Genomic DNA, 25,813 nt, shown 5'->3' with positions numbered 1-25,813 from the left:
TTTGGACGTCGAAACTCCCGCACTACGGCGCCGGCCAGGGCCGGTAGCCCAGTGGCTGTTGCCGACCGATCCATAGCGGCCTCCGAGTTGTGTACCGGGTGTGTCAAGGTCACGCGGAAAGGAGCTAGCGTGCGCCCACAACCGTTGCCATATCGTGCGGGTCTACCGCGAGCGCTTCCCGGTAATGCGGAGTCCAGGTCTGGGCGGGGTAACCCTGCATGCATCGATTCGGTATCGACCAAGCGCGAATCGTAGACAAGAGATGCCGGCGATGACGAACTTCGCGGGGGCGAGAGCATCAGCTCACACCATCACCGGCAACTCGTTCGGTCGGTGGCCTTGGCCCCAGGCTGAAGGCCGAATATTTGATCGAATTGTCGACTACGGCAATCACGGTTACCTCGACGTCCTGAACGTATGTGAACGCTATCGCGTACTCTCGACGACTATTCGCGATGGGTGTAGCGCCGTCGGGTGGTTGACGGGCGCGCGTTATCGTCTCGGATGTGTCATGAAAGGCGTTGCAGGGAAGCGGGATTCGGAAAGGTGCAGGATCCCGCAAGAGGTGGGCCTACGCGGGATGTTCGTCAATTCCCTGGTCGTCACAGTATCGTACTGATATAGTACGTTTAATGCAAGCCTTCCGGGGGTGACAGGAGCAGGGCGCAGGTCGTAAGAACGGAATGTGGCTCTTGACACGTTGCAACTTCAATGCGACTGTCTGCTGGGCCGGTCGCGCGTCGGAGCTCAATAGCCTTCTCTAGCAGACGAAGTCATTCTCTCTTCTCTTGACTGCGATAAACCTGAGCGAAGAACGGGGAGGTAGTCAAACATGGCTGAGATAGCCATCTGAACACACGACAGCACACCCAGAAGGCGGATCGTTATGACGCAACCAACTACCTCGAAGGGCAAGCCAGTGCGGCTGGACTTGGATGAAACACCCGAAAACGCTGTGACTGCCCGGCAGTATGCCGGCCTGGCCGCCGTGGTCTTGGTCAGCGAATTGACCGCAGCATCGTACCTGCTCGTGTCGACTGCGCTTCCCGGGATCGCTGTGCAATACCAGACCACCCAAACCGCGTGGGTGCTGACTCTGCCTACCCTTGCTACGGTAGTCGCCCTGTGCTTCCTTGGGAAGTTGGCCGACATGCGGGGGAAGCGGCTCATTCTGATCGCTGCAATTGTGCTGGCGACTGTTGGCGCCGTCATGTCTGCTCTGGCACCGAACTACGCCGTTCTCTTGGCGGGTCGAGCCTTGTCCGGTCTGCTCTACGGGGTTCCCGCGCTAGCCTATTCGCTCATCCGAGACGTCTTCCCGAAGCGAATGGTCGCCTTCGCCACCGCTCTAACCTTCGCAGGCGTGGGCCTCGGTTTCGGGTTGGCCCCGTTCCTCTCCGGGTGGTTGGTGGACTCCTTCGGTGTGTCGTCCGTCTTTTGGTTCATGGTGATCTATCAGGCGGTTTGTGCTGTCGTGCTGCTCCTGACGGTGCCTGAATCTCCACTCCGCCTCCATTCGAAGCTCGACTGGCCGGGAGCGCTCCTGATCGGCATCGGCAGCGGAGCCGTATTGTACGCCCTCGGGCAGGGCTCGCAGTGGGGCTGGAGTTCAATGCGCACCATCGGCCTGTTCGTGGTGGGCGTCGCGTGCTTCGCGGCATGGTTGTGGTGGGACAAGCGCTTCAGCTATCCCCTCATCGATCACGCGCTACTACGCAGCAAGCCCATGTGGACTACGGTGCTGACGGCGTTCTTCGTCTTCGCTGTTTTCGCTACGATACCTGCGATCGTGCCTACCCTTCTGCAGACGCCCAGCACGATCGGTGGAGAGATCGGCTTCGGTATCGATGCGTACGGTGTGGCGTTCTTCCTCGGACCGATGGGGCTGGGCTTGATCGTTGGGGGCCTGACCGTCGGCGCGCGGGCGCGCCACTGGGGTATCCGGACACCTATGATCGTCGCCTTCGGCTTGTTGGCCGTAAGTACCCTCGGCCTGGCCTTCCGGCACAGCAATTTGTGGGAGATCGTCGTGTGGCTGGTGATCTACGGCCTCGCTATGGGTGTTGCATACGGTGGCTACCCGAATCTGGTGTTGCAGGCATCGCCGCCAGAAAGCCAGGGCATCTCCGCAACGTTCGTGGTTGTGATCGGCAACCTCGGTACTGGGCTCGTCACTCAGCTGACATTCGTGGTTCTGGCCGATTACCTCATTCCAGAGAGCGGGGGCGCGTTCTTCGAATCCCAGGGGTACACCATCGTGTTCGGGGCAACCGCAGTCTTGGCAGTGCTCGGTCTCCTCTCCGTACTCCTCCTCCCTCACGGCCGACGCCGCGATGTTCTGGAAATGCGTGCCGGCGAAGAGGATATGGCCAAGGTCGCGGCGAATCAGTAGAACGAGGAGACGGTGAATGATGAACGGCACTGTCGGCGCTGGCGCCCAGGTCGGGTGGCCCAGGGGAATCTCCCCCCTGGGCTCCCACAGATCCGGGCGTAACAGTTTCCCGTTACCCGGCTCCCGTCGTTCTGTCACCAGGCGGTAGTACTGTATCCAGCCACGTACGACCTGAGGTAAAGCGCTGATTCTGCTCGTCCGGGCTCCGGCTTTTTCGCCCGGAGGGCGGGGTCTTGCATTAACCGTACTGTAATCGTACGATACTACCAGCGGTCGACAAACCGGCCCCCGACAGCCTCCGGAGTTCTTCTGGATTCGGCTTCTGGACAACCCTCGGACGAACACGAGCTCTGATCTCAACAATAGGGAGGGCGCTCCATGCCCCCGTCGCGCATTTCATCGTCGGAATACACGAGTTCGAAAATCGGATCGAATCTTGCGCGCCCACTCCGGAACAAGGCCGAGAGTGCCGCCGTCAGAGTGCCCCGGGCCGAGTCCGAAATCGTGTCGATGGCCACCGACCGCTACCCATGTCGCCTGTAACCGTGACCGGCGGCCGGTATGACGCACGAAAGGGTCTGTATGAGAGAGCATGCGCTGGAGGTGTTCGCGACCGGACACCAGTTCCTCGAAGCGCCCCGCTGGCATGCAGGCCGGCTGTGGGCGAGTGACTTCTTCGCCGAGCGCGTTCTGCGTTTCGACGAGTCCGGTGCGGCCGAGACGGTTGCCGAGGTAGCAGGTTCACCGTCGGGTCTCGGGTTTCTGGCAGACGGATCGATTCTGGTGGTATCCCGGCTCGATGCGAAGGTGCTGCGTATCGATACAGCGGGCGCGCTGTCGGAGTACGCGGACCTCAGCGACATTGCCGGAGGACCGGCCAATGACATGCTGGTCACACCGTCGGGACATGCATACGTGGGCAATTTCGGGTTTTCGGCGGGCGACGACCCGAAACCGACCTCCCTCGCACATATCGATCCGAATCGGGTTGTCAGCAGAGTCGAGGGAGACGTGGGGTTTCCCAACGGGATGGCGCTGACCGACGACAACCGCCTGTTGGTCGCAGAGACACTCACACACCGCATCACGGCATTCGACATCGCAGCGGATGGTTCACTGACGAGGCCGCACCTCTGGGCGCAGCTTCCCGATACCTACCAACCCGACGGCATCGCCTATGACACCGACCGAGGGGTGTGGTTCGGCAATGCCATGACTGTGACCGCGGACGCGGGCTTCTACCGCGTCGAGGAAGGCGGGGAGATCACCGACAAGATCCCTGTCGCGGGAGCGTGGGCCGTTGCCTGCGCATTCGGCGGTCCGCACTGTTCGACGCTGTATCTGACTTGTAATGCGACCGACGAGGAAAGTTTCCGCAACAGTTCCTCTGCGGGCTATATCGCCACCGCTCGTGTCGGGCGCGCTGGTTTCGCGAGCGAGCACGATCCCCGATAAACACTCGGACGATCCGGTCTGTCGGACTGGATCGCAGACAGGACTTTTTGTGAATTCCACGATCTCCACTGCGGGACAGCCCCTGATCGATCTCACCATCGATGGTCCTGTCGCCACATTGACACTGGACAGGCCGAGAAAACTGAATGCGCTCTCGTTCGATACTTTCACCGAGTTGCGGTCATATCTCTCGGTTCTGAAGTCGGACGACGCGATCTCGTGCGTTGTGTTGGCCGGTGCCGGGAAGGCGTTCAGTGCGGGACATGATCTCGATGCTCTTCGAGTCGGGGATGTCACGGAGGAAGAACGTCTCTTCGAAGCGGAGACACTCGATCTGTTGGAGCAGTTTCCGTATCCGGTCATTGCGAAGATCCAAGGTTACTGTTTGACCGGAGCCCTGGAGCTCGCCCTTGCCTGCGACATCCTGGTAGCAGCCGACAATGCGGTCTTCGCCGATACACATGCAGAGTGGGGGCTGACACCTGTCTGGGGGATGTCGGTGCGCTTGCCGGAACGGGTCGGACGAGCTCGCGCGAAGGAGCTCTCGTTCACCGCCCGCCGGCTCACCGGCGCAGAGGCAGCCGCTATCGGACTGGTCGAATACTCCGTGCCATTCGAGAGTCTCGATGCCACGGTCGAGACGGTGGCAGGCCGGATCGTAGGTAATTCCCGGTCCTCGAACCTCATGTTCAAGCGGCTGGTGAACGGTGTGGACCACGATGGAGATCTACGGCAGCGGAAGCTGGACTATGAAAGGAGCCTACCCTTCGGTGCCCCTGCGGATTCGACCGCGAGGCTGATGACCACCGACTGAGCTCCAGGTATCGGCCGAGCCTCCCGAATCTGCAGAAGATGGATGGGCATCACGATGGGAAATCTCTCGAATGAATGAGCAAGAAGGGCCTCTCCTCGAAGTCCGTGATATCGGAGTGAGATTCGGGGGAGTACATGCCCTGTCCGCGGTGTCGTTTTCCGTTCGAGCGGGCGAGGTCTGCGCACTGATCGGGCCGAATGGTGCCGGGAAGACCACACTGTTCAATGTCATCTCCGGTGTGTACCAGTCGGATTCAGGAGCCGTCCGGCTCGATGGCCGGCCGCTGAACGATTTGCGGCCGGACCAGCGCGCATCACTGGGCATCGCGCGGACCTTTCAGAATGTGGCGCTTTTCAACGGTATGACGGTAATGGACAACGTTCTGGTAGGAGCCTACCGAGCTCATCCGGAGGACGGTTTTCTGCGCGGTGCGCTGCAGCCGAGGAGTACTCGCCGGCGTGAGCGGGAATCGCGTTCCGAGTGCCTCGAAATTCTGCAGCTTCTCGAGATCGAAGAGTTCGCGGACAGAGATGTGGACGGTCTGCCATTCGGAACACTCAAACGAATCGAGCTGGCCAGAGCGTTGGCGGTTCGTCCGCGCCTGATGCTGCTGGACGAGCCGGCCGCCGGGCTGACCCATTCCGAGGTCGACGAACTCGTCGAACTGTTGAAAAGGCTCAAAACATCCCACCACCTCACGCTCCTCGTGGTCGAACACCATATGCGGCTGGTGATGAATCTGAGCGACCGAGTAGTAGCCCTGAATTTCGGAGAGACCATGGCCAACGGAACACCGCGCGAGGTGGCAGCGGATCCGCGTGTCATCGCCGCATACCTGGGAGTCGCGGGATGAGCGCCGTGTCAGGACTCGTCCTCGACAACGTCGACGCCGGGTACGGTCCGCTGCAGGTGCTACGAGGGGTATCGCTCGAGGTGGAGCCCGGCGGAATCACTACGCTCCTAGGGGCCAACGGTGCCGGAAAGTCGACTCTGCTTCGTGCGATTTCCGGGCTCATCCCGGCCCACGGCGAGATCACGCTGGGTGGTGTGCGCCTCAACGGGAAGAGCCCGGAATCCATCGTCCGTCGTGGTGTCGTCCAGGTTCCCGAGGGGCGCGGAACATTCCCGAACCTGACGGTCGAGGAGAACCTCCGTGTAGGCGCGATGAGTGTGCACCGGTCGAAGGGCAACATCGGCATGGAGAAGTGGCTGACTGTATTTCCCCGGTTGCGGGAACGCAAGAGCCAACGGGCCGGGAGCTTGAGCGGCGGCGAGCAGCAGATGCTCGCGATCGCCCGCGCGATGATGTCGCAACCCGCGCTCCTCCTGCTGGACGAACCGTCGATGGGCCTCGCACCGAATATCACCGCGATGGTCTTCGAGCAACTCGCGCAGATAAATCGGGAGGAGGGTGTCGCCATCCTCGTGGTCGAGCAGAATGCGAATCTTGCCCTCGGAATCGCCACGAACGGATATGTGATGGAAAACGGGCGGATTGTCGCCGAAGGTTCCTCGGAGGAATTGCTCGCCGACAAGGCCGTCGAAAACGCCTACTTACAGGTTTAGGGCCAGCGCTGTGGATATTTTCGTACAACGACTTTTGGACGGCGCTGCCAACGGTGCCATCTACTCGATGATGGCACTGGCCATTGTTCTCGTCTTCATCAGTACAGGGACGCTGAATATTGCCCTCGGCAGTATGGGGATGTTCTGTGCCATGACCGCGTGGTGGTTGTGGAGCCCCGACCATGCGGGACTGCCCCTGTGGGGGGCATTTGTGGTGGCGGCCTTCCTGGGATTCTTCGGCGGCGCATTCCTCGAGCGAGTTTTCGTTCGGCCGGTGGAGAAGGATCGGGATCATCTGCGGGTGGTCATCGTCACCCTGGCGTTGCTCCTGGCGCTCGAATCGGCCGCCGGGTACCTCTTCACAGTGGATGTCGTCCGATTGCCTTCGTTCCTTCCCCGGGGATATGTGCAGGTCGGCGGTGCCCGGTTGGACTACGACTCACTGACCTTGGCCTGTGTGGCGGCCGTGGTCGCGGTCCTCATGTATCTCCTGTTCGAGCACACCCGGGTCGGCCTGGGTATGCGGGCGTCGGTGGACAACCCGGACTCGGCAAGACTGTCCGGCGTTCGACGCAACCACATGCTCATGCTGGGTTGGGCCTTGGCCGGTGCCCTCGCGGCGATAGCCGGCCTGCTGATCGCGCCGACCACTTTGGTGAGCACCACCATGCTGAACAACGCCCTGTTCCTCGGTTTCGCCGCCGCAGCCCTCGGCGGATTCACCAGCCCGTTCGGTGCCATGGCAGGAGGTATGATCATGGGCCTCATCGAGACTCTCGGCCCCGGCTATATACCGTTCATCGACAACCAGTTGTCCTTGCTGCCGGTATTCGCTCTCATGATTGCGATTCTCCTGATCCGCCCCACCGGATTGTTCGGTCGCGCCGAAATAGTGAGGTTGTGATGTTTCGAAAACTGATGGGTAGTTTCCCTGTAATTCGAGCATTCGCAATCGCCTTGGTAATTGTAGGTGCGGCGCTTCCCTTCACGGCGGAATCGTTCACTCTCATGCAGTTCAGCTATGTGCTCCAATTGACACTGGCGGTATTGAGTTTGAACCTCCTCACCGGGCTGGCCGGGCAAATCAATCTGGGGCAGGCGGCCTTTGTCGGGCTGGGTGCGTATACCGTGGTGATCCTCAACAGCACCTACTCGCTCACCGTGCTCTCGGCAAGCGTCGTCGCAATCGTGGTCACCGGAGTGGTCGGCCTGATCGTCGGGCTCCCCTCGCTCCGGCTGCGCGGCCTGTACGTGACATTGACTTCGCTGGGTCTGGCCATCATCTTCCCGGTGATCATCCAGGCTGCCCGGGAACACACCGGGGGCACGGCGGGGATGGCGTTGGCGACGCCGGTGACCGCGCCGGCGTGGACGGGCTTCGACGACACACAATGGGTGTATTCGGTGTCCTTCGTTGTCACGGTGATCTGCTGCGTGCTCGTGCGGAACCTGAAGAACAGCCGAATGGGCCGAGCGTTGCAGGCTTCTCGAGACCACGAGACCGTTGGGCAGGCATTCGGAATTCGCCCCGCCACGATCAAGTTGACCACTATTGCCATCAGTTCGGCGCTGGCGGGGGTTTCCGGCTGCCTCTTCGCAATGCAGCGGCAGTTCGTGAGTCCGGGCGACTTCACCCTGGTACGCGCGATCGACTACTTCGTCGGGATGGCGCTCGGCGGCTCCGCCTCGATCCTGGGTGCGGTGTTCGGTGGCGGGTTCCTGGAATTCGCCCCGCGGTGGATCAGCGACGCCGGTTTGGCGCCGGTCCTGTCGCCGCTTCTGTATGCCGTCATTCTGTGGCTCGTCGTGATCTTCCTGCCCGGCGGGGCGAGCGGCGCATGCCGAGCCCTGATCGATCGGGCGACGAACCTGGTCGTTGCACAGTTCGCAGCATCGGGACCCCGAACTCGAAGCGGCACGGGCACTTCGGAGAACTCCGCGGCCGTCGCCGAGCAGGAGCCGGCAGAAACCGAGGAATTCGACTCGGATGGTGACAAAGCAAGGAGCAGTTGAGTGTTCGAAGCAACCAGGTTGGCCCCCATCGTGGGGGCAGTGATGCTGACGCTCGTGGCGGGCTGCACCACGGGCCGGGTCGATGGTGTTGGCGCCGCCGCCGAGATCAACGCGAGCATCTGCCCACCAGAAGCGAAGCAGCCGATAACCGGGGACACGATCGAAGTCGCGACGTCCGGCCCGCTCTCGGGCTCGTACGCGATCATCGGCCAGTCCGCGCTCGCGATCAAGGCATATTTCGATATGCGCAACGATGCGGGCGGTGTCCAGACGGTGGACGGCCCGAAAAAGGTCGACGTCAAGGTCTATGACGACCAGGCTGTCCCCAGTAAGACGCAGAGTGCGATCCAGGAGGCGGTGGAGCAGGATCATATCGATGCCACGGTCGGGTTGTTCGGCGGCGCGGCCAATATGGTTGTCGCACCGTACTTGGAGAAGAACTGCGTCGCACAGGCCTGGCATCTGACAGCGCTCGAGGCTATCGCGCACGAGTATCCCTTCGCGGCGACACTGTCGACGTATTCCGACGAGGGGCAGGTGCTGGCGAAGTTCCTCGCGGAGCGGGAACCGGATGCCCAGGTTGCGGTCCTGGTGTTGAACGACGATCCCGGAATCGAGTCCCTCGAAGGGTTCAAGGAGCAGGCCGAAGAGCTCGGCATCGAGGTAGTGGCCGAAGAGACGTACGAGGCGACGGATACGAGTGTCAAATCTCAGATGACGACGCTGGCTGCCTCGGGCGCGACGGTCTTTCTGAACCTGTCGGTGGCGAACGTCTGCACTCAGGCGATGAACGGCGTGATGCAGAGCAGTTGGCGGCCCACGGTCTACTTCAACTCGCTGTGCAACGAGGTGAGCCTCTTGGCGGCACCCGATGCGGCGAAGGGCCTGACCGTCTATCGGAGCCAGTACCTGGAGAACCCACATGCGGATACTCCCGCCATGCAGGCCTACCGCGACCTCATGACAGAAAATGGCCTGGAGGTCAGTACCACGTCGCTGCTGGGCTACAACGCGGCGATGATGGCGGAGGCGACGTTCACCAACGCCGCCGAATTGAGCCGAGTGGGCATTGCGGAGAGCGCGAACAACCTCCCGGTCGATCCGCCCGACGGGATCGGATACCTGCCCTATGTTCGGCTCCACACCAAAGCGTCGGGCGCGGCGCTCGAGGCGTATGCCGTCGGGCAGTGGGATCTGTCCACGTCGTCCTTCGCGAACAACCTCACCGAGCCGATACCGGTGAGCTGATCACGGCCCTGCGAGTCCGGCTTGCAGGAGTCGATCGATGGAGGCGGTGCTCGCGGGCGTGCCGTTCATCGGCCGAGCAGAAACGTGGTCAGCGTTCGGCCGGGCGAGTAACACACGGGTCGAGGCCGTACTGTCCCGTGCCCCGTGTCAACGATTCAGGATGGGAGGATCCATTGACGTATATCGTACTAAACAAGTACGTTACTAATTCAGCTGAGCACCAGGGATGGGGTAGGAGCGACGTGGGACGCATGGACGGCAAGGTGGCGTTCCTCCTGGCATCCCGCCGATCGCGGCCGAACGTCTCGGATCTCTGGAAGCACGCCTCGCCGAACTCGGTGAGTAGCAGCTTTCAGTCGCGCACGATCACGTTGGCAAGTCGCTCGGGGTGTGCAGCTTCGAAAGCCGGGCCGTTCTATTGACCTATCCGTGCAGCAGCCCCGTTCGTAAGCGATCGGGCTGTTCATTCAGATCGTCGAATGACGGCGTCGAGTGTTGTGCCGGTGCATCCCATTGTCAACCGCAGCAACGAGTTCAGCCTTCGCCGCGTAGGTGAGCAGCTGGTGATCGGATCGATCCGCGGATCGCGGGGGCCTACCGCGTCCGGGACGGCGGATTGAGCTCCGGCCGGGGCAGCGGGTCCGGCTGGAACGCCACGAAGTGCGAGGAGTCGGTGCCGTTGTCGGCCGCGCGTTTATTCATCTCCTGAGGACTCGTGCTCGGCCAGGCGCCGGTGCTCAGGCGCTGGTCCATCGTCTTGATCGATGCCACCACCTCGTCCGTGGTGAAGCTGCAGTGTCCCGGGGCGGACACATAGGTCTGCCTGAGTAGCGCGGTATCGCCGTTGGTGCGGACCTTTTCCGCGTAGCCTGATTCCAGGCTGGTGAACACTGCGTCGTCCCCGGTGGTGTGCACGGTCAGGATCGGTACCTGCGGGGAGCCGGTCGGGGCGTATTCGTTCATCTTGGCGATCGCCTGCGGGTCACTGGGTTCGACCCTGGGGGCGGTCCGGAGCGCGTCCAGGTCGTCCTCGATACTCAGCCCGGCCTGCTTGTAGAGCGCGTCGACCTGGGCTTTGGCCCCGTGGCCGAGACCGCTGAACAGCTCGCGGTAGTCCACTCCGGTGTTCCAGGAGAACGCCCCGCCCACCTTGGATTCCATATCGGCGCGCACCGCCGCCTGGAACAAGGTGAACGTGGTGCTGAGACTGTAGTACTGGTTGAGCTCCTGGGCCGCGTGGTCGGTGCTTGCGGGCTCGGACGTTTCGGGCTGCGACCATGTCGGCAGGGTGGTGAAGGATGCCGCGAGCGCGAGCCTTGCCCGGCCTTCCGCCGTCTGCTGTGCCTTCTCGACGAGCTGTTTCCAGTAGCTCTGGGCCGAGGCCACATCGGTGATGCCGATGAGCGGGACGGTTCCGGCGGGGTCGAGCAGGGTCCGCAGGGTGAACGCACCGTCGAGGTAGCTGTTGAACCACGGCACTGTGCCGGCGACGCCGGGGCACATCGCGATCGCACCGTTGATCTTGTCCGGGTATCGCTCGGCCAGCAAGGAGGTGATCTCCCCGCCCATGGATTCGCCCCAGGCGATGACGCGTCGAGGCGAGGTGACCTGTGCGGCGAACTCGTCGAGCGTGGCGATCTGGTCGCCCAGCGCGTTGGGCGTCTGCCACCCGACGCCGGGGTAGGACCCACCGGCGAGGGCGTACCCGTCCGCGAGCAGTTCGCTGCCCACCTCGGCCGAGCCGGCGTCCCGGGCCGGGTTGGACGGTCCGGGGTTGTAGCCATGGGAGTAGAGCAGCACGGTGCCGTTCCAGTTGGCGGGCACTTCGAACAGATAGGTGGATCCGTCGGGCAGCGTGCCGGTGATCTTGCGGACAGCATCATCCGCCGTCTCAGCGCATCCGACGCTACTGCCGGCGAGTGCGACTGCTGTGATGGCGGCCGCAGCTGTGATGAGGAGCTTGTTCTTGGCTCGCATCGGGAAAGACCTTGCCTTCTCTGAACTATGAGGGATTTGGGTTGCCGGTGGTGCCGGCGGCAGGGGGTTTCGGTTTCCGCTGCCGGGACACGCATGCATACGTCGCGGGTTACCACTGCCGGGCCAACTAGTGAGACGACGACCAGGTTGGTGCTACGTCACGGGGCGGAGGAGTCGGAGGCGGCGTTCAGGGCCGTGGCCTGCGTCGGTCCCGAGGTTGCCGCCGAGGGGCGGCCTGGGCAGTCGCGACAGGTGATCACTCGTTCGGAACCAGGGTGTATTTGGTGGAGAGGAATTCGTGAATGCCTTCGAAGCCGCCTTCCCGGCCCAGGCCCGACTGTTTTACGCCACCGAACGGTGCTGCGGCGTTGGAGACGACGCCGGCATTCAGGCCCATCATGCCGGTCTCCAGCTTGTCGATCATGCGGTGCCCGCGTGCAAGATCCTTTGTGTAGACATAGGACACGAGGCCGTATTCGGTGTTGTTGGCGAGGCGGATCGCTTCCTCCTCGGTGGCGAAAGTGGCGATCGCGAGGACCGGGCCGAAGATCTCCTCCTGGAGGACGGCGCTGCCGTCGGCGATACCGGTGAGGACCGTCGGCTGATAGAAGCTACCGGGGCCGTCGACCTTCGCGCCGCCGGTCAGTAGCACCGCGCCGCGGGCCGTCGCGTCGGCGACGAGTTCGGCGGTCTTGTTCACCGCGTCGTCGTCGATGAGGGGGCCGATCGTCACGCCTTCCTCGGTGCCGCGGCCCAGCTTCATCTCCTCGACGCGCTCGGTGATCCGTTTCGCGAATTCGTCGGCCACGTCCTCGTGCACGATGAACCGGTTCGCGGCTGTGCACGCCTGGCCGATATTGCGGAACTTCGCCGTGAGCGCTCCGTTCACGGCCTTGTCCAGGTCGGCGTCCCCGAACACCACAAAGGGCGCGTTGCCACCGAGTTCCATCGATACACGCAGGACGTTCTCGGCGGCTTGGGCGATCAGTTGGCGGCCGACCTCGGTGGAGCCGGTGAACGACAGCTTGCGCAGCCGGGGATCGGCGATGATCGGCGCCGAGACACGGCGCGACGACGCGGAGGTGACGACGTTGACGACACCGCTGGGCAGGCCTGCCTGCACGAGTAACTGGGTGAAGTAGAGCGTGGTCAGCGGCGTCAGCTGCGGGGGCTTGATCACCACCGTGCACCCGGCGGCGAGTGCGGGAGCGATTTTGCGCGTTGCCATCGCGAACGGGAAGTTCCACGGCGTGATGAAGAACGACGGTCCCACCGGCTTCTGAGAAACGATCATCTGCCCAGTCCCTTCGGGATTGAGCCCGTATCTGCCGTGGATGCGCACGGCTTCTTCGCTGAACCAGCGCAGGAACTCGCCGCCGTAGGCGACTTCGCCGCGCGCCTCGGCGACGGGCTTGCCCATTTCCACCGTCATCAGCAGGGCCAGATCTTCGCTGTGCTGTTGCACGAGTTCCCAGGCGGCGCGCAGGATGTCGCTGCGCGTGCGGGGCGACGTGGCCGCCCACGGCTCCTGTGCCGCGACGGCGGCGTCGAGCGCGCGGACCGCGTCGTCGGCGGTGGCGTCGGCCACTTCGCGCACGGTCCGGCCGGTGGCCGGGTCGCGCACCGGGAAGGTGCCGCCGCCGGTGGCATCGATCCACTCGCCACCTATGAACAACTGGTGGGGGGCGGCGGAAAGCAGTGTGGTCTCACGTTCGGTCACGACATTCACTCCTGAAGCGGTTGTCTAGGACACGGCTCGCGGGGCGCCGCTGCGCGCGGACGCTGCCGCCTGCGGACGGCGCACCGTCCGGGTCCTTTCAGTAAGAAGTACGGGGAGCCTGAGCCGTGCTCGCGAGGTAGGTTCCGGCCAGCTCCTCGGAGGCGCGCGCGAGCAGCGCCACATCGGCTCCGACGAGGACGAACCGGGCTCCGGCTGCGGCGTAATCGCGCGCGGCGACCGGGTCGAAAGCATTGACCCCGAAGGGTTTTCCGGCCTCGGCAATGCCCGCGAAGGCACGCTTCACCGCGGCGACGACCTCCGGGTGGGTTTGCTGCCCGATCAGTCCCATCGAGGCGGCGAGGTCGCTCGGTCCGACGAAAACACCGTCTACGCCGGTTTCGGCGATCGCGCGGGCGTTCTCGACACCCTCGGCGGTCTCGATCTGCACGAACACGGAAACGTGAGCGTCGTCGTCGCGCAAGTATCCCTCGACACGATTCCACCGTGCCGATCGGGCGAGTGCGCTGCCCACACCGCGCACCCCCGCAGGTGGGTACCGGGTCATCGCGGTGATTGCCTTCGCCTCCTCAGGCGTAGAGATCATCGGCACGAGGATGTTCTGTGCGCCGAGGTCGAGCACCTGTTTGATGATCACCGCGTCACCCGCCGGGACGCGCACAACCGGCGTGGACGGATAGCCCGACACGGCGTAGAGCTGCGCGAGTACGGATTCCAAACCGTTGGGCGCGTGCTCCATATCGATGAGCAGCCAGTCCAGGCCCGCGCCGGCCATGATCTCGGCGACCACGGGGGAACCCGAGCAGATCCATCCGCCGTAGAGGGTGCGGTCCGTGGTGGCCAGCCGGTCGCGGAAGGTGGGGGTCAGGCGAAGCGGCACGAGATCGTTCCCATCGGTCCGTAGTCGGCGAGCACGGTATCGCCCTGTTCCACCCACATCGGGCGGGTGAAGGAGCCGGCCAGGACGATCTCGCCGGCGTTGAGGCTGTCGCCGTGCCGGTCGAGTTTGTTCGCCAGCCACGCCACGCCGGTGGCGGGGTGGTTGAGTACCGCGGCGGCGACCCCTGATTCCTCGATGGTTTCGTTGCGATACAGCAGGGCCGAGACCCAGCGCAGGTCGATATCGCCGGGTTTCACCGGATTCCCGCCGTACACCAGTCCACCGAAGGCGGCGTTATCGCTGATGGTGTCGACGATCGTCCGGCCCGGTAGTTCGACCCGCGAGGACAGGATCTCCAGTGCCGGCACCACATACTCACTCGCGCGCAGCACATCGAAGATCGTCACATCGGGCCCGCGCAGCGGCTCACCGAGAACGAAGGCGAGTTCGACCTCGATCCGCACGTTGGAGAACTGCGCGTGCTCGATGACCGCGCCGTTGTCGAATACCGCGTCGGCGAAGATCGCGCCGTAATCGGGTTCGGTGATACCGGTGGCCGCTTGCATGACCTTGCTGGTGAGCCCGATCTTGCGGCCGACCGGCCGGCGACCGGACGCGATACCGCGGCGGCGCCATTCGTTCTGCACGGCGTAGGAATCCTCGACGGTCATCGCCGGGTAGCGCCCGGTCAGCAGCGGTACCGTTGCGCGGTCGCGTTCCGCGGCGGCCAGTTCGTCGGCGATCGCCGTGATGGTTGCGGCGTCCAGCGCCATCGGAAATCCTTCCTGTCGGCCGGTCCCACCGCGGCGGGACCGGCCTCGGTCGTCAGAGCTGGTGGCCCAGTTTGTATTCGCCCTTTTTCCAGTCCGGAAGATCCTCGTCGCCGGGTTCGCGGGTGTAGGAGAATCCGTCGGCTCCGATGGTGACCTCGAGTTCGCTGGAATCGGTTCGCGACACGACCGGTTGCGGTTTGCCGTCGAGATCGAGTACGAGCGAGGCGTCGGTGTACCAGGACGGGACGACCGGGGTGCCCCACCAGTCGCGGCGCTGGTTGTCGTGCACGTCCCAGGTGACGACGGGGTTGTCGGGGTCGCCGGTGTAGTAGTCCTGGGTGTAGATCTCGATGCGGTGGCCGTCGGGGTCACGCAGGTAGAGGTAGAAGGCGTTGGACACGCCGTGGCGACCGGGGCCTCGTTCGATGTGATCGGACAGGCGCAGGGCGCCGAGTTTGTCGCAGATCGACAGGATGTTGTGTTTCTCGTGGGTGGCGAAGGCGACGTGGTGGAGGCGCGGGCCGTCGCCGCCGGTGGTGGCGGTGTCGTGCACGGTCGGTTTGCGGCGCATCCAGGCGGCGTAGGTGGTGCCGGCTTCGTCCTGGATATCCTCGGTGACGCGGAAGCCCAGATCCTGGTAGTGCTTCACCGCGCGGGGGACATCGGGGGTGACCTGGTTGAAGTGGTCGAGGCGGACCAGCGCACCGGGTGTGTAGAGGTCGTAGCGCCAGGCGAGCCGCTCCACATGCGCGGTGTCGTAGAAGAATTCGTACGGGAAGCCGAGCGGATCGACCACGCGCACCGAATCGCCGATGCCCTTGGTGAAGCCGTCGGCCCGGCGTTCGGTCCGGCAGCCGAGCTCGGTGTAGAAGGCGACCGCCCGACCCAGATCCTCGGGGGTCCGCACCCGGTAGGACAGCGCGGCGAGCGCTGCGACCGGGCCCTTGCGGATCACCAGGTTGTGATGGATGAACTCTTCGAGGGTGCGCAGGTAGACCGCGTTCTCGTCCTCCTCGGTGACGGTCATCCCGAGGATATCCACGTAGAACTCGCGGGAGCGGGCCAGATCGGTGACGACGAGTTCGGCGTAGGCGGCGCGGACGATATCCGGCGGCGGCGCGGTGGGGGTGGCCACGGGGTCGTCGGCGTGGATGGGGGCTTCCTGGGTGACGAAGAAGCCGGAGGAGGTAGGGGTGCGTTCGGTCATTGCTGCTGCCTTGGGGTGAGTACGGGGCGGAAGAGGTCCGGGGCGAGAACTCACGCGGACTTGCCGAAGGTGGGGTTGTGCACCTTGCCGAGGGTGATGTGCACGGCCTGCTGGTCGGTGTAGAAGTCGATGGAGCGGTAGCCGCCTTCGTGACCGAGGCCGGAGGCCTTCACCCCGCCGAAGGGGGTGCGCAGGTCGCGTACATTGTTCGAGTTCAGCCACACCATGCCCGCCTCGACAGCCTGCGAGAAGTTGTGCGCGCGCTTGAGGTCGTTGGTCCAGATATAGGCGGCCAGACCGTATTTCACGCCGTTGGCGAGTTCGAGCGCCTCTTCGTCGGTGTCGAAGGGGGTGATCGCGACGACCGGGCCGAAGATTTCTTCCTGGAAGATCCGGGCGTCGGGTTTCACATCGGCGAAAACGGTGGGGCGCACGAAGTTTCCGGCCGGGAAGTCCGCGGGATGGTCGCCACCGGCCACCAGGCGGGCCTCGCCCTTGCCGATCTCGATATAGCTGACGACCTTGTCGTAGTGCTCGGGGTGCACAAGCGCGCCGACCTCGGTGGCTGGGTCGTGCGGGTAGCCGACCTTCACCCGTTCGGCCTGCGCGGCATAGCGTTCCACGAATTCGTCGTACACCTCGCGCTGCACCAGGATCCGGCTACCCGCGGTGCAGCGTTCACCGTTGAGGGAGAACACACCGAACACGGTGGCGTCGATAGCGGCATCCAGATCGGCGTCGGCGAACACCACGGCCGGGGATTTCCCGCCGAGTTCCATCGACAGGCCTTTGAGGTAGGGCGCGGCGTTGCCGAAGATGATCTGTCCGGTGCGGCTTTCGCCGGTGAACGAGATGAGCGGGACGTCGGGGTGTTTCACGAGCGCGTCGCCCGCGTCCTCGCCGAGACCGTTGACCAGGTTGAACACACCCTGCGGGAGCCCGGCTTCCTCGAAGATGCCCGACCACAGCGACGCCGACAGCGGCGTGAACTCCGCGGGTTTGAGCACCACGGTGTTCCCGGTGGCCAGCGCCGGGGCCAGTTTCCAGCTCTCCAGCATGAACGGCGTATTCCACGGCGTGATCAGGCCCGCGACACCGATGGGTTTGCGGTTGACGTAGTTGATCTGGCGGCCCGGCACCTTGTAGGTGTCATCGGCCTGCGCGACGATCAGATCGGCGAAGAAACGGAAGTTCTCGGCGGCCCGGCGCGCCTGCCCCAGCGCCTGGGTGATCGGCAGACCGGAATCGAAACTCTCCAGTTCGGCCAGGCGGGCGTCGCGGGATTCGACCAGATCCGCGATTCGATTCAGCACCCGCGAACGCTCACGCGGCAGCATCTTCGGCCACGGCCCCTCGGTGAACGCCTTGCGGGCCGCGGCGACGGCGCGATCGATATCGGCCTTCTTACCCGCGGCGGCCTGCACATACGTGTCGTTGGTGACCGGATCGAGCACATCGAAGGTCGCGCCGTCGACGGAATCGACGAAGGCGCCGTCGATGTAATGGCGGATACGGTCGGGTAGGTCAGCCGGTACGTGGTGCTGTGGCGACACGCTGTCGGCCATGGCTCCTCCTCGCGGTAGGGAAAAGTGACGGTTCGGTTCAGTTGGGGTCGGCCGGGCCGGCGTGGCGGTCCGAATCGCGCTGGGCGAGATAGGTGTTCATCGTTCGCCAGCGGTGTTCGCGGGCGGCCAGCTCGATTTCGAGCGGATCGGCCCGTCGGCGGATGAGATCGATGATGTGGTCGTGCTCGTCGACGGACTCGTGGGCGCGCTCGGGCACGAAGGCGAAGGTGGAGTCGCGCACGCCCGACATCCGCATCCAGCCCCGGCGTACCAGGTCGAGAATGTGCGGGTTCGGGCACGGTTCGAACAGCGCTGTGTGGAACTGCTCGTTCATCACTGTGAACAGGCGCGGGTCGAAGTCGTCGAGCAATTCCCGCAACCGGCTGTTGAGGACGGCGGCCCGGTCCAGTTCGACGGCGGTGAGATGCGGGACGGCCAGCGCCGTGGCGATGCCCTCGACGACGCCGAGAGTCTGCATCGTGTAGACGTACTCGGCTGGGTCGATCAGGGCGACCCGGGCGCCCACGTTGCGCTCGAACTCGACGAGTCCCTCCGCCTCCAGCCTCCGGATGGCCTCACGCACCGGTACGACGCTCATGCCGAGCGTCTCGGCTATCGATCCGAGCACGAGCCGGTATCCCGGCCCGAACCTGCGGTCGGTGATGCGTGCGTGGATCCAGTTGTACGCGCGTTGGGATTTGCTGGGGGTATCGATCGTCTCGGCCACCATGGAATCATGCCTTCGCATCGCCGTGTGCCTTCGCATAGCGCTCCCGCCATTCGGCGTTCATCGGGAACAGGCCGTCGATCGGGTGTCCCGCCCCGACTTGCTCGGCGACCCAGGCGTCCTCGGACTCTTGGGCGAGGGCCGCGTCGGCGACTTCTTCGGCGAGCGCGGCCGGGATGACGAGGACGCCGTCGTCGTCGCCGACGATGACATCGCCGGGAAGCACCGTCGCGCCGCCGCAGGCGATGGCGACATCGACGTCCCACGGAACATGCTTGCGGCCCAGTACGGCCGGGTGCCCGCCCTGCGCGAACACCGGGATACCGATATCCGCGACCGTCGCGCAGTCGCGCACGCCGCCGTCGGTGACGATGCCCGCCGCGTTCCTTGCCCTGGCCCGCAGCGCGAGGATGTCGCCGAGGGTTCCCGACCCGCGTTCGCCGCGGGCCTCGATAACTATCACCTCGCCGGGGGCGACGGTGTCGAAGGCGCGCTTCTGCGCGTTGTGGCCGCCGCCGTGGCTCCGGAAGAGGTCCTCGCGGTTCGGTACGAACCGCAGAGTCTTCGCCGTGCCGACCAGCTTCGTCCCGGAACGCAGGGAGTGCACACCGTCGATCGAGACATTGTCCAGTCCCCGTTTGCGCAGCGCCTGAGACAGTCCTGCCACGGGGGCCTCCAGCAGTTTCGCCCGGAGTGCGGGGGAGAGTGCCGAAGACGGCGGCTCGGTGCCGGGAAGGCTTGCGGCCGTTCGTGATCCCCACGCTTCCACACGCTGCCGGTCGTCGACCGAAGGCAGCGAACCGAGCGTGGGATCGAATACGGCGGAGCTCTCGACCACGCGGCTCACGAGGCGCCCACTGGTGGGCGCGCCCGCCGCGCCCGGGGCATCGACTTCGACCTCGACCATGTCGCCCGGTACCGCGACCGACGATCCGGCCGGGGTGCCGGTCAGGATGATGTCGCCGGTCTCGAGCGTGAAATGCTGCGACAGATCGGCCACGAACTGCGCGAGGGGGAAGATCAGGGCCGCCGTCGTGTCGTCCTGCACGAGTTGCCCGTTGTGCCAGGTGCGTACGCGCAATGCCGCCGGGTCGATTCCGCGTGCGTCGATAAGCTCCGGACCGAGTGGTGTGTAACCGTCGCGGCCCTTGTTGCGCACGTTCGAGCCTTTGTCGTTGTCGCGTAGGTCGTAGAGCCCCCAGTCGTTGGCGGCGGTGACCCAGGCGACGTGCGACCAGGCATCCTCGAGCGAGACGTGCCGAGCGGGCGTGCCGATGATGAGGGCGATCTCGCCCTCGAACGCCAGCAATTCCGTCCCCGCCGGCCGCTCGATATCGGATCCGGAACTCGTGACGGAACTCGCGGGCTTGAAGAAGTAGGACGGCGCGGCTGGTCTGCGCCCCCGCTGCGCTGCGCGCGACTCGTAGCTGAGGTGGACCGCCACGATCTTGCCGGGTGGAGCGGGCAGGGCCGCGAACCGAGAATCGGCAGTCGGCGTATTGATCGGAGCTCCTTTGCCCATTGTCATATCTGAAATCGTATATCATTATTATTCGCGTCGCAAAGCTGTTGTGAGGACGGACTCACCTACGGCGTCACAAAGGAGTGTCAATGTCCGCGAAACTTCCAACCGCCGGCTCGGCCACGCAGCCCGGCACGGCCGCTCCGGCCGCAGATCGCACACGCGTGGCCTTCGCCACGGTGATCGGGACCGCGGTGGAGTGGTACGACTATTTCGTCTACGCCTCGGCCGCCGGGCTGGTGTTCGGCCAGTTGTTCTTCGAACCGGCCGGTTCCGGCTTCGGGACGATCCTGGCCTTCCTGACTGTCGGCGTCAGTTTTCTGTTCCGCCCGCTCGGCGCGTTCCTGGCCGGGCATTTCGGCGACAAGATCGGTCGTCGTCCGGTGCTCGTGGCAACGCTCATCCTGATGGGCCTGGCCACGGCGCTGATCGGCCTGTTGCCGACCCACGCCTCCATCGGCATCTGGGCGCCTGTGCTCTTGGTGCTGCTGCGGATCCTGCAGGGTATCTCGGCGGGTGGCGAGTGGGGCGGGGCCGTTCTCATGGCGGTCGAGCATGCGCCGTCGGCCCGCCGTGGTCTCTTCGGCGCCATGCCGCAGATCGGCGTGCCGATCGGCTTACTGCTGGCCAGCGCCATGATGGCGACGATGGACGCGCTCTTCCCCGGTGATGCGTTCCTCGACTGGGGTTGGCGTATCCCCTTCCTGTTCTCGGTCGTGCTGATCCTCGTCGGCGCATGGGTGCGCCGCAGCGTCGAAGAGAGCCCCGTATTCACCGAGATCGCCGAGCGCAAGGAGCAGACCAAGGCGCCCGTCGTCGAATTGTTCGCCCGCTTCACCCCGCTGGTACTGCTGTCGGCGCTGGTCTTCGCGGGTAACGGTGCCGTCGGCTACATGACGACCGGTGGCTACATCCAGGGCTACGCCACCAATCCGGACGGGCCGCTGGCGCTCGATCGCGGTGACGTCCTGTGGGCGGTGACCGCGTCGTCGGTGAGCTGGCTGATCGCCACTTTCGCCGCCGGATGGGCATCGGACTTCCTCGGTCGCCGGGCCACCTACCTCATCGGCTGGTGCTTGCAGGGCGTCTTCGTGATCACTCTCTTCCCCCTGGTGAACACCGGTGACGTCCGCTTGCTCGGTGCCGGGCTCGTGCTACTCACGCTCGGACTCGGTTTCACCTACGGCGCGCAATCGGTGTGGTACACCGAATTGTTTCCCGCGTCGGTCCGGTTCTCCGGAGTGTCGATCTCCTATGCGCTCGGCTCGATTCTCGGCGGCGCCTTCGCTCCCACGATCGCGCAGTGGATCCAGCAGTCGACGGGTTCGTCGGCGAACGTGGCCTACTACCTGCTCGGCATGACTGCGCTCGGCCTGGTCGGCACCCTGCTGTTGCGCGACCGCAAAGGCATCGAATTGCGTCCGTTCAACCAGGCCGAACAGCAAGCGGGGATCTACGCCTGGGAGAAGTCACCCGCGGCGGGTGACCGGTTGTATGAGAGCCAGGTCACCCGCTACGATCGACAGTGAAATCTATATGAGAATTCGATGTTCCATTATCGAACAAAGCCCACTCGACTCCATGGAGTGAGGAGATTCCGTGCAGTTCCATCACCACGGCTACGTGTCCGGTGACCCACGCATCCAGCCGCCCGCCGGTTTCGGCATCGATCGCCCCGCCGAGCTTCCCGACGAGGTGGACGTGCTCATCGTCGGTTCGGGCCCGGCGGGCATGATTGCCGCGGCGCAGTTGGCACAGTTCCCGAACATCAACACCCGTCTCGTCGAGCGCCGCCCCGGCCGGCTCGAAGTCGGGCAGGCCGACGGGATCCAGGCCCGCAGCGTGGAGACCTTCCAGGCATTCGGCTTCGCCGAGCGCATCATCGCGGAGGCCTACCGGATCACCGAGATGGCGTTCTGGAAGCCCGATCCGCAGAACCCGCGCAACATCGTCCGCGCCGCGCGCACACCCGACGATGCGACCGGAATCAGCGAGTTCCCGCACCTCATCGTCAACCAAGCGCGCGTGCTGGACTACTTCGCCGAGGTAGCGCGCAACGCGCCGACGAGATTGGAGCCCGACTACGGCTACGAGTTCGTCACCCTCGCGGTCGCCGAGGAAGGCGAGTACCCGGTCACGGTGACCCTGCGGCACACGGCGGGCACTCTGGACGGCCGTGAGCGAATCGTGAAGGCCAAGTATGTGATCGGCTGCGATGGGGCGCGCAGCAAGGTACGGGAGTCCATCGGGCGTCGATTCGTGGGCGCGCAGGCCAACCACGCGTGGGGTGTGATGGACGTGCTCGCCGAGACCGACTTCCCGGACATCCGCACCAAGTGCGCCATTCAGTCGCACGACGGCGGAAGTATCCTGCACATTCCCCGTGAGGGCAACTTCCTGTTCCGCATGTATGTGGATCTCGGCGAAGTCTCCGAAGACGACAGCGGCAAGGTGCGGGAGACCTCGCAGCAGGAGGTCGAGGAGCGCGCGAACCGGATCCTGCACCCCTACACACTGCAGGTGAAGCACGTCGCGTGGCGCAGCGTCTACGAGGTCGGACACCGCGTGACCGACAAGTTCGACGACGTGCACCCCGAACATTGCGGAACCCGTACTCCGCGGGTGTTCATCACCGGCGATGCCTGCCACACCCATTCCGCCAAGGCAGGCCAAGGCATGAACGTGTCCATGCAGGACGGGTGGAACATCGCCTGGAAGCTGGCGCATGTGCTGGACGGCCGTGCACCCGAAGCGATTCTGGACACCTACTCGGCCGAACGTCAGGTCATCGCGCAGAACCTCATCGACTTCGATCGGCAGTGGTCGGCGCTGATGGCGGCCAAGCCCGAAGAGCTGGAGGACCCCACCCAGTTGGAGGAGTTCTACGTCAAGACCGCGGAATTCCCCGCGGGTTTCATGACGCAGTATGCGCCCTCGATGCTCGTCGCCGACGCTACGTACCAGGAGATCGCGACCGGGTTCCCGGTCGGCAAACGTTTCAAGTCGAATGTCGTGACACGGGTGTGTGACGCGAACCCCGAACACCTCGGCCATCACGCGACCGCCGACGGGCGCTGGCGTATCTACGTCTTTGCCGACGCGCCCGCCGCCGGTGAGCCGTCGAAGACCACCGACTTGGCCGAATGGCTGCGCACCGCACCGGATTCGCCGCTGCTCGCCCACGCTCCCGAGGGGGCCGACATCGACAGTTGGTTCGATGTGAAGGTCATTTACCAGCAGGATCACACCGGCGTCGACCTCGGCAAGGTGCCGGCGGTGTTCCTGCCGAAGGTCGGACCGTTCCAGGTCACCGACTACGAAAGGGTTTACGCCGCACACCCGGCTGACGACATCTTCGCCGCCCGTGGTGTCTCTCGCGACGGCGCGGTGGTCGTGGTGCGGCCGGACCAGTACGTCGCTCACGTGCTGCCGCTCGACGCAAGGCAGGAAATCGCCGCCTTCTTCGGCGGGATCTTCGTGCGCCGACTGAGCTCTGTCTGAGCGGCCGGCGCCCGGATGAGGGGTGTGGGGCGTCCAGTGCGGGCGCCCCACACAAACCGGCTCGAGCCGCGATCAGCCGCCGAGCGCCCGGGCGACGGCTTCGGCCGCCGCCGTGAGACGGTCGGCGATCTCGGCCTCGGGCAGGGGAAGGGAGACATGGATGGCCGCGATCGAGGCGGCGGGTTGACCGGGCACCACGAGTGGGACGGCGACCGACAGCAGCGACGGCACCACTTCGTCGTGACTGATGGCGAACCCGCGCGCCCGGCTGCGGATCAACTCCTCGTGTAGCTCCCGGGGCCACTGCTGTTCCGGCAGTTCGAGCAAGATCGCCTTACCCGGGCCGCCGCGGGTCAGCGGGTGCCGATGGCCGGGCCGGTAGGTGACAGCCACGCTGTGCTCCGGCGCGGCGCTGGTGAGAGTGACGGCCTCGTCCCGGTCCAGCCGCACGGCCAGCAGGCAGGTCATACCCAATTCGTTCGCCACCGCCCGCAGTTCCGGCAGCGCCACCTGCTGCAGGTCGCGCGAGACGCCGGAAGAGAGTGCGGCCAGGCCCGCGCCGAGCGTGATCCGGCCCGACGGGCCACGCGCGATCAGGCCGTGATCCTCCAGCGTGCGCAGCAGCCGATAGGCGACCGACCGGTGCACACCGAGCGATTCGGCGAGTTCATCGATCGTCAAGCTCCGGCCTGCGGCGGCAAGAATCTCCAGGAGGCGGATGCCGCGGCTGAGAGTTTGCGACCCCGAAGGTCCCGGCTTGTCACGCACAAGAGCGGCCCCTTCCTTCAATCCACACCTATCAGGCGAAAGCTCGATAATAGAACATGGAACTCACTATGCGATCGTCTGGGTGCGGGTGTGGGGCAGGTCGTCGCGGTATTCGGTGAGCGTGTGCAGCACCTGGGCGGTTGCGTCGGTGCGCATGGACTGCAGTCCGCTGTTGAGTGCGGCGCTGCGGTGATACTCGGCTCGCAACGATAACAGGCGCGACAGAGCGATCCGCTCGCCGCCGTTGACGAAGTCTTCACCGAGGGTCTCGAAATCGACGGCGTTCCACCCGACTCCGACGCCCAGTCGCAACCGTCCACCACTGAGCCGGTCGACTTCGGCAGCTTCCTAGGCCACCAGCACCGTCTGTCGTTGCGGCGGGATGATCACCCGGTGACCAATTCCACCGACCGGGTGACCCCAGCAAGAAAGCCGAAAATCACCAGCGGTTCGCTGAAGGTGGTGTGCATGTCGCGTCGAACCCGCCGCCTATTCCGAATCAAGCAGGCGCTTTCGGGCTTTTCTGGAAGCGGTTTGCAGATCAGGGTGGCGGATATCGCGGTCAGAGGCCGCCGAGTGAACGATAGGCGAGCCGATCCGCATAAAACGATCCGAGCCACAGTTCACCACCGACCTGTACGGCGCTCGCAGTACCGGGGAAGTCCGGCGTTGTCGGCCCGCTCGCCAGTTCCGTGGCGATCATCGTCGTCGGGTCGATCGTATCGACCTTGTAGCCGCGAGAGCACTCGAGCAGACTGAATTCCGTTATCGGCGTCCCGCCACAGGAAGGCTCACCGTCGATCATCCCCGCCGTGATCAGCCGATTGTCGGCAGTCCAGTGCATGTTGTCGGGCACGAATCCGGCAAGCTGCGCGAAGCGGAGCGGCGTGCCGGGATTGTTGCGGGCGAACTCGACAACGCGTCCTTCTCTCGGCGCCACGACGTAGAACTTGCTGTCGTCCGGGGAAGTCTCGATGCCATTGTTCCCCGGGAGCTCAGTGCCCGGGAGCGCCTGGAACGCGGTCGACCCAGGCGCCCACATGTAGACGGCGCCGGTGTTCTCGCCGGCGATCGCATCGTCGAAAGTCTTGCCCGGCATGTAGGGCACCGTGGCCAAGATGGTGCCGTCATGGAAAGCGGCGACGCCGTTTCCCTTCAGACCCTCCGGCATGAGCACGCACCCTATCCAGGTTGCGGACGGCGCGGCTCCGCGTGTGTCGAGGTCGAAGACCTCGACCGATTCACGGCCGCCGTGGTTGATCGCATAGACGGTGTATCGGCCGCTTTCGGTTTCACGGATGCTCAGGCCGTGCAGGGCGGCCTGCGCGGGATCCAATGGGGCCGGGCAGCCCGCGTACTTCGCCTGGTCCGGTTCGATCTTCGAGGCCCCGGCCGCGTACAGACTGCTCACGGTCTTCCCGCGGCTGTCGACGAGGTGCAGGCCGCTGCCTGGCTTCATTCCGCTGGCGAGTATCCATTCGCTGTTCGGCACCAGCACCACGTCTTCCGGATTCTCGACCCCGCAGATGAAGGTCAGCCCGTCTGACGGCGCACATGAGTCCGGGTCAGAACTTGTCGGCGCCGACTCGGAGGAGTTCGATCCGCAACCTACGACGGCGATCCCCAGCAGGGCGCCGATAAGAATGGTGAACAAGCGTTTCAACTGC

20 protein-coding genes and 1 pseudogene are annotated in these 25,813 nt (G+C 64.6%); 10 read left to right on the top strand and 11 right to left on the bottom strand.

Features of this window, described 5'->3' with window-relative positions; all coding sequences use genetic code 11:
• Positions 1-886: 886 nt before the first annotated feature.
• The 8 genes from ACQEVO_RS15300 (at position 887) to ACQEVO_RS15265 (ending at position 9,488) form a co-directional block, all read left to right on the top strand.
• The gene (locus tag ACQEVO_RS15300; RefSeq protein WP_432913481.1) at positions 887-2,392 is read left to right on the top strand and encodes an MFS transporter; all 1,506 of its coding nucleotides are present in this window, start codon (positions 887-889) and stop codon (positions 2,390-2,392) included.
• A 582-nt stretch (positions 2,393-2,974) separates the two neighbouring features.
• A complete protein-coding gene (locus ACQEVO_RS15295) occupies positions 2,975-3,847 on the top strand; it encodes an SMP-30/gluconolactonase/LRE family protein (protein ID WP_432913479.1) in 873 nt (290 codons plus the stop codon).
• Between the two features lie 49 nt (positions 3,848-3,896).
• Complete coding sequence (locus ACQEVO_RS15290) at positions 3,897-4,661, top strand: enoyl-CoA hydratase/isomerase family protein (protein ID WP_432913478.1); 765 nt, start codon at positions 3,897-3,899, stop codon at positions 4,659-4,661.
• A gap of 70 nt (positions 4,662-4,731) precedes the next feature.
• Entirely contained in the window at positions 4,732-5,514 is a 783-nt protein-coding gene (locus ACQEVO_RS15285; RefSeq protein WP_432913476.1) for an ABC transporter ATP-binding protein, read from the top strand.
• Positions 5,511-6,227, top strand: a complete 717-nt coding sequence (locus tag ACQEVO_RS15280) for an ABC transporter ATP-binding protein (RefSeq protein WP_432913474.1) — start codon at positions 5,511-5,513, stop codon at positions 6,225-6,227. Before ACQEVO_RS15285 ends, ACQEVO_RS15280 begins: the two co-directional genes overlap by 4 nt.
• Positions 6,228-6,237: 10 nt before the next feature.
• Positions 6,238-7,131 (top strand): branched-chain amino acid ABC transporter permease, encoded by an 894-nt coding sequence (locus ACQEVO_RS15275; protein WP_432913472.1) that lies wholly within the window; start codon positions 6,238-6,240, stop codon positions 7,129-7,131.
• A gap of 104 nt (positions 7,132-7,235) precedes the next feature.
• Entirely contained in the window at positions 7,236-8,240 is a 1,005-nt protein-coding gene (locus ACQEVO_RS15270) for a branched-chain amino acid ABC transporter permease (protein ID WP_432913470.1), read from the top strand.
• Complete coding sequence (locus tag ACQEVO_RS15265; RefSeq protein ID WP_432913468.1) at positions 8,241-9,488, top strand: ABC transporter substrate-binding protein; 1,248 nt, start codon at positions 8,241-8,243, stop codon at positions 9,486-9,488.
• Between the two features lie 594 nt (positions 9,489-10,082).
• On the opposite strand, the gene ACQEVO_RS15260 is transcribed toward ACQEVO_RS15265, so the two are convergent.
• The 8 genes from ACQEVO_RS15260 to ACQEVO_RS15225 all read right to left on the bottom strand — a co-directional run bounded on the left by ACQEVO_RS15260 (position 10,083) and on the right by ACQEVO_RS15225 (position 19,883).
• Entirely contained in the window at positions 10,083-11,465 is a 1,383-nt protein-coding gene (locus tag ACQEVO_RS15260; RefSeq protein ID WP_432913466.1) for an alpha/beta hydrolase, read from the bottom strand.
• Between the two features lie 256 nt (positions 11,466-11,721).
• Entirely contained in the window at positions 11,722-13,185 is a 1,464-nt protein-coding gene (locus tag ACQEVO_RS15255; RefSeq protein WP_432913464.1) for an NAD-dependent succinate-semialdehyde dehydrogenase, read from the bottom strand.
• Between the two features lie 97 nt (positions 13,186-13,282).
• Positions 13,283-14,083: an HpcH/HpaI aldolase family protein gene (locus ACQEVO_RS15250; RefSeq protein ID WP_432913462.1), complete on the bottom strand. Its 801-nt coding sequence runs from the start codon at positions 14,081-14,083 to the stop codon at positions 13,283-13,285.
• Positions 14,068-14,856, bottom strand: coding sequence for a 2-oxo-hept-4-ene-1,7-dioate hydratase (gene hpaH / locus ACQEVO_RS15245; RefSeq protein ID WP_432913460.1), 789 nt, complete (start codon positions 14,854-14,856; stop codon positions 14,068-14,070). Before hpaH ends, ACQEVO_RS15250 begins: the two co-directional genes overlap by 16 nt.
• Positions 14,857-14,908: 52 nt before the next feature.
• Positions 14,909-16,063, bottom strand: coding sequence for a 3,4-dihydroxyphenylacetate 2,3-dioxygenase (gene hpaD, locus ACQEVO_RS15240; RefSeq protein ID WP_432913458.1), 1,155 nt, complete (start codon positions 16,061-16,063; stop codon positions 14,909-14,911).
• Positions 16,064-16,113: 50 nt separating this feature from the next.
• Positions 16,114-17,628, bottom strand: coding sequence for a 5-carboxymethyl-2-hydroxymuconate semialdehyde dehydrogenase (hpaE, locus tag ACQEVO_RS15235; RefSeq protein ID WP_432913456.1), 1,515 nt, complete (start codon positions 17,626-17,628; stop codon positions 16,114-16,116).
• A 37-nt stretch (positions 17,629-17,665) separates the two neighbouring features.
• Positions 17,666-18,376 carry a GntR family transcriptional regulator gene (locus tag ACQEVO_RS15230; RefSeq protein WP_432913454.1) on the bottom strand — a complete coding sequence of 237 codons (711 nt, stop codon included), beginning with the start codon at positions 18,374-18,376 and terminating at the stop codon, positions 17,666-17,668.
• A complete protein-coding gene (locus tag ACQEVO_RS15225; protein ID WP_432913452.1) occupies positions 18,363-19,883 on the bottom strand; it encodes a fumarylacetoacetate hydrolase family protein in 1,521 nt (506 codons plus the stop codon). Before ACQEVO_RS15225 ends, ACQEVO_RS15230 begins: the two co-directional genes overlap by 14 nt.
• A gap of 83 nt (positions 19,884-19,966) precedes the next feature.
• Between ACQEVO_RS15225 and ACQEVO_RS15220 the strand changes: the two genes are divergently transcribed.
• On the top strand, positions 19,967-21,406 hold the full coding sequence (locus ACQEVO_RS15220; protein ID WP_432913450.1) for an MFS transporter: 1,440 nt from the start codon (positions 19,967-19,969) through the stop codon (positions 21,404-21,406).
• Positions 21,407-21,476: 70 nt separating this feature from the next.
• Positions 21,477-23,378 (top strand): FAD-binding monooxygenase, encoded by a 1,902-nt coding sequence (locus ACQEVO_RS15215; protein ID WP_432913448.1) that lies wholly within the window; start codon positions 21,477-21,479, stop codon positions 23,376-23,378.
• Between the two features lie 72 nt (positions 23,379-23,450).
• Here the strand turns inward: ACQEVO_RS15215 and ACQEVO_RS15210 are convergent, their stop codons facing one another.
• The 3 genes and pseudogenes from ACQEVO_RS15210 to ACQEVO_RS15200 all read right to left on the bottom strand — a co-directional run bounded on the left by ACQEVO_RS15210 (position 23,451) and on the right by ACQEVO_RS15200 (position 25,809).
• The gene (locus tag ACQEVO_RS15210) at positions 23,451-24,146 is read right to left on the bottom strand and encodes an IclR family transcriptional regulator (protein ID WP_432913446.1); all 696 of its coding nucleotides are present in this window, start codon (positions 24,144-24,146) and stop codon (positions 23,451-23,453) included.
• Positions 24,147-24,377: 231 nt separating this feature from the next.
• Positions 24,378-24,619: pseudogene (locus ACQEVO_RS15205) on the bottom strand (LLM class flavin-dependent oxidoreductase); the annotation flags it as partial.
• An 89-nt stretch (positions 24,620-24,708) separates the two neighbouring features.
• Positions 24,709-25,809, bottom strand: a complete 1,101-nt coding sequence (locus ACQEVO_RS15200) for a hypothetical protein (RefSeq protein WP_432913444.1) — start codon at positions 25,807-25,809, stop codon at positions 24,709-24,711.
• Between the last annotated feature and the right edge of the window lie 4 nt (positions 25,810-25,813).

This window comes from Nocardia sp. CA-290969, assembly GCF_050936135.1.
In the GTDB taxonomy this organism is placed as follows: domain Bacteria; phylum Actinomycetota; class Actinomycetes; order Mycobacteriales; family Mycobacteriaceae; genus Nocardia.
The sequence above is the reverse complement of the archived record's forward strand: the minus strand, read 5'-3'. Positions and strand labels throughout refer to the sequence as shown.

Coding starts and splice junctions, on each gene's coding strand:
- ACQEVO_RS15295 (WP_432913479.1), top strand. CDS start 2,975: ATGAGAGAGCATGCGCTGGAGGTGTTCGCGACCGGACACCAGTTCCTC.
- ACQEVO_RS15285 (WP_432913476.1), top strand. CDS start 4,732: ATGAATGAGCAAGAAGGGCCTCTCCTCGAAGTCCGTGATATCGGAGTG.
- ACQEVO_RS15300 (WP_432913481.1), top strand. CDS start 887: ATGACGCAACCAACTACCTCGAAGGGCAAGCCAGTGCGGCTGGACTTG.
- hpaE (WP_432913456.1), bottom strand. CDS start 17,628: ATGGCCGACAGCGTGTCGCCACAGCACCACGTACCGGCTGACCTACCC.
- hpaD (WP_432913458.1), bottom strand. CDS start 16,063: ATGACCGAACGCACCCCTACCTCCTCCGGCTTCTTCGTCACCCAGGAA.
- hpaH (WP_432913460.1), bottom strand. CDS start 14,856: ATGGCGCTGGACGCCGCAACCATCACGGCGATCGCCGACGAACTGGCC.
- ACQEVO_RS15225 (WP_432913452.1), bottom strand. CDS start 19,883: ATGACAATGGGCAAAGGAGCTCCGATCAATACGCCGACTGCCGATTCT.
- ACQEVO_RS15260 (WP_432913466.1), bottom strand. CDS start 11,465: ATGCGAGCCAAGAACAAGCTCCTCATCACAGCTGCGGCCGCCATCACA.
- ACQEVO_RS15220 (WP_432913450.1), top strand. CDS start 19,967: ATGTCCGCGAAACTTCCAACCGCCGGCTCGGCCACGCAGCCCGGCACG.
- ACQEVO_RS15230 (WP_432913454.1), bottom strand. CDS start 18,376: ATGCGAAGGCATGATTCCATGGTGGCCGAGACGATCGATACCCCCAGC.
- ACQEVO_RS15270 (WP_432913470.1), top strand. CDS start 7,236: ATGCAGTTCAGCTATGTGCTCCAATTGACACTGGCGGTATTGAGTTTG.
- ACQEVO_RS15280 (WP_432913474.1), top strand. CDS start 5,511: ATGAGCGCCGTGTCAGGACTCGTCCTCGACAACGTCGACGCCGGGTAC.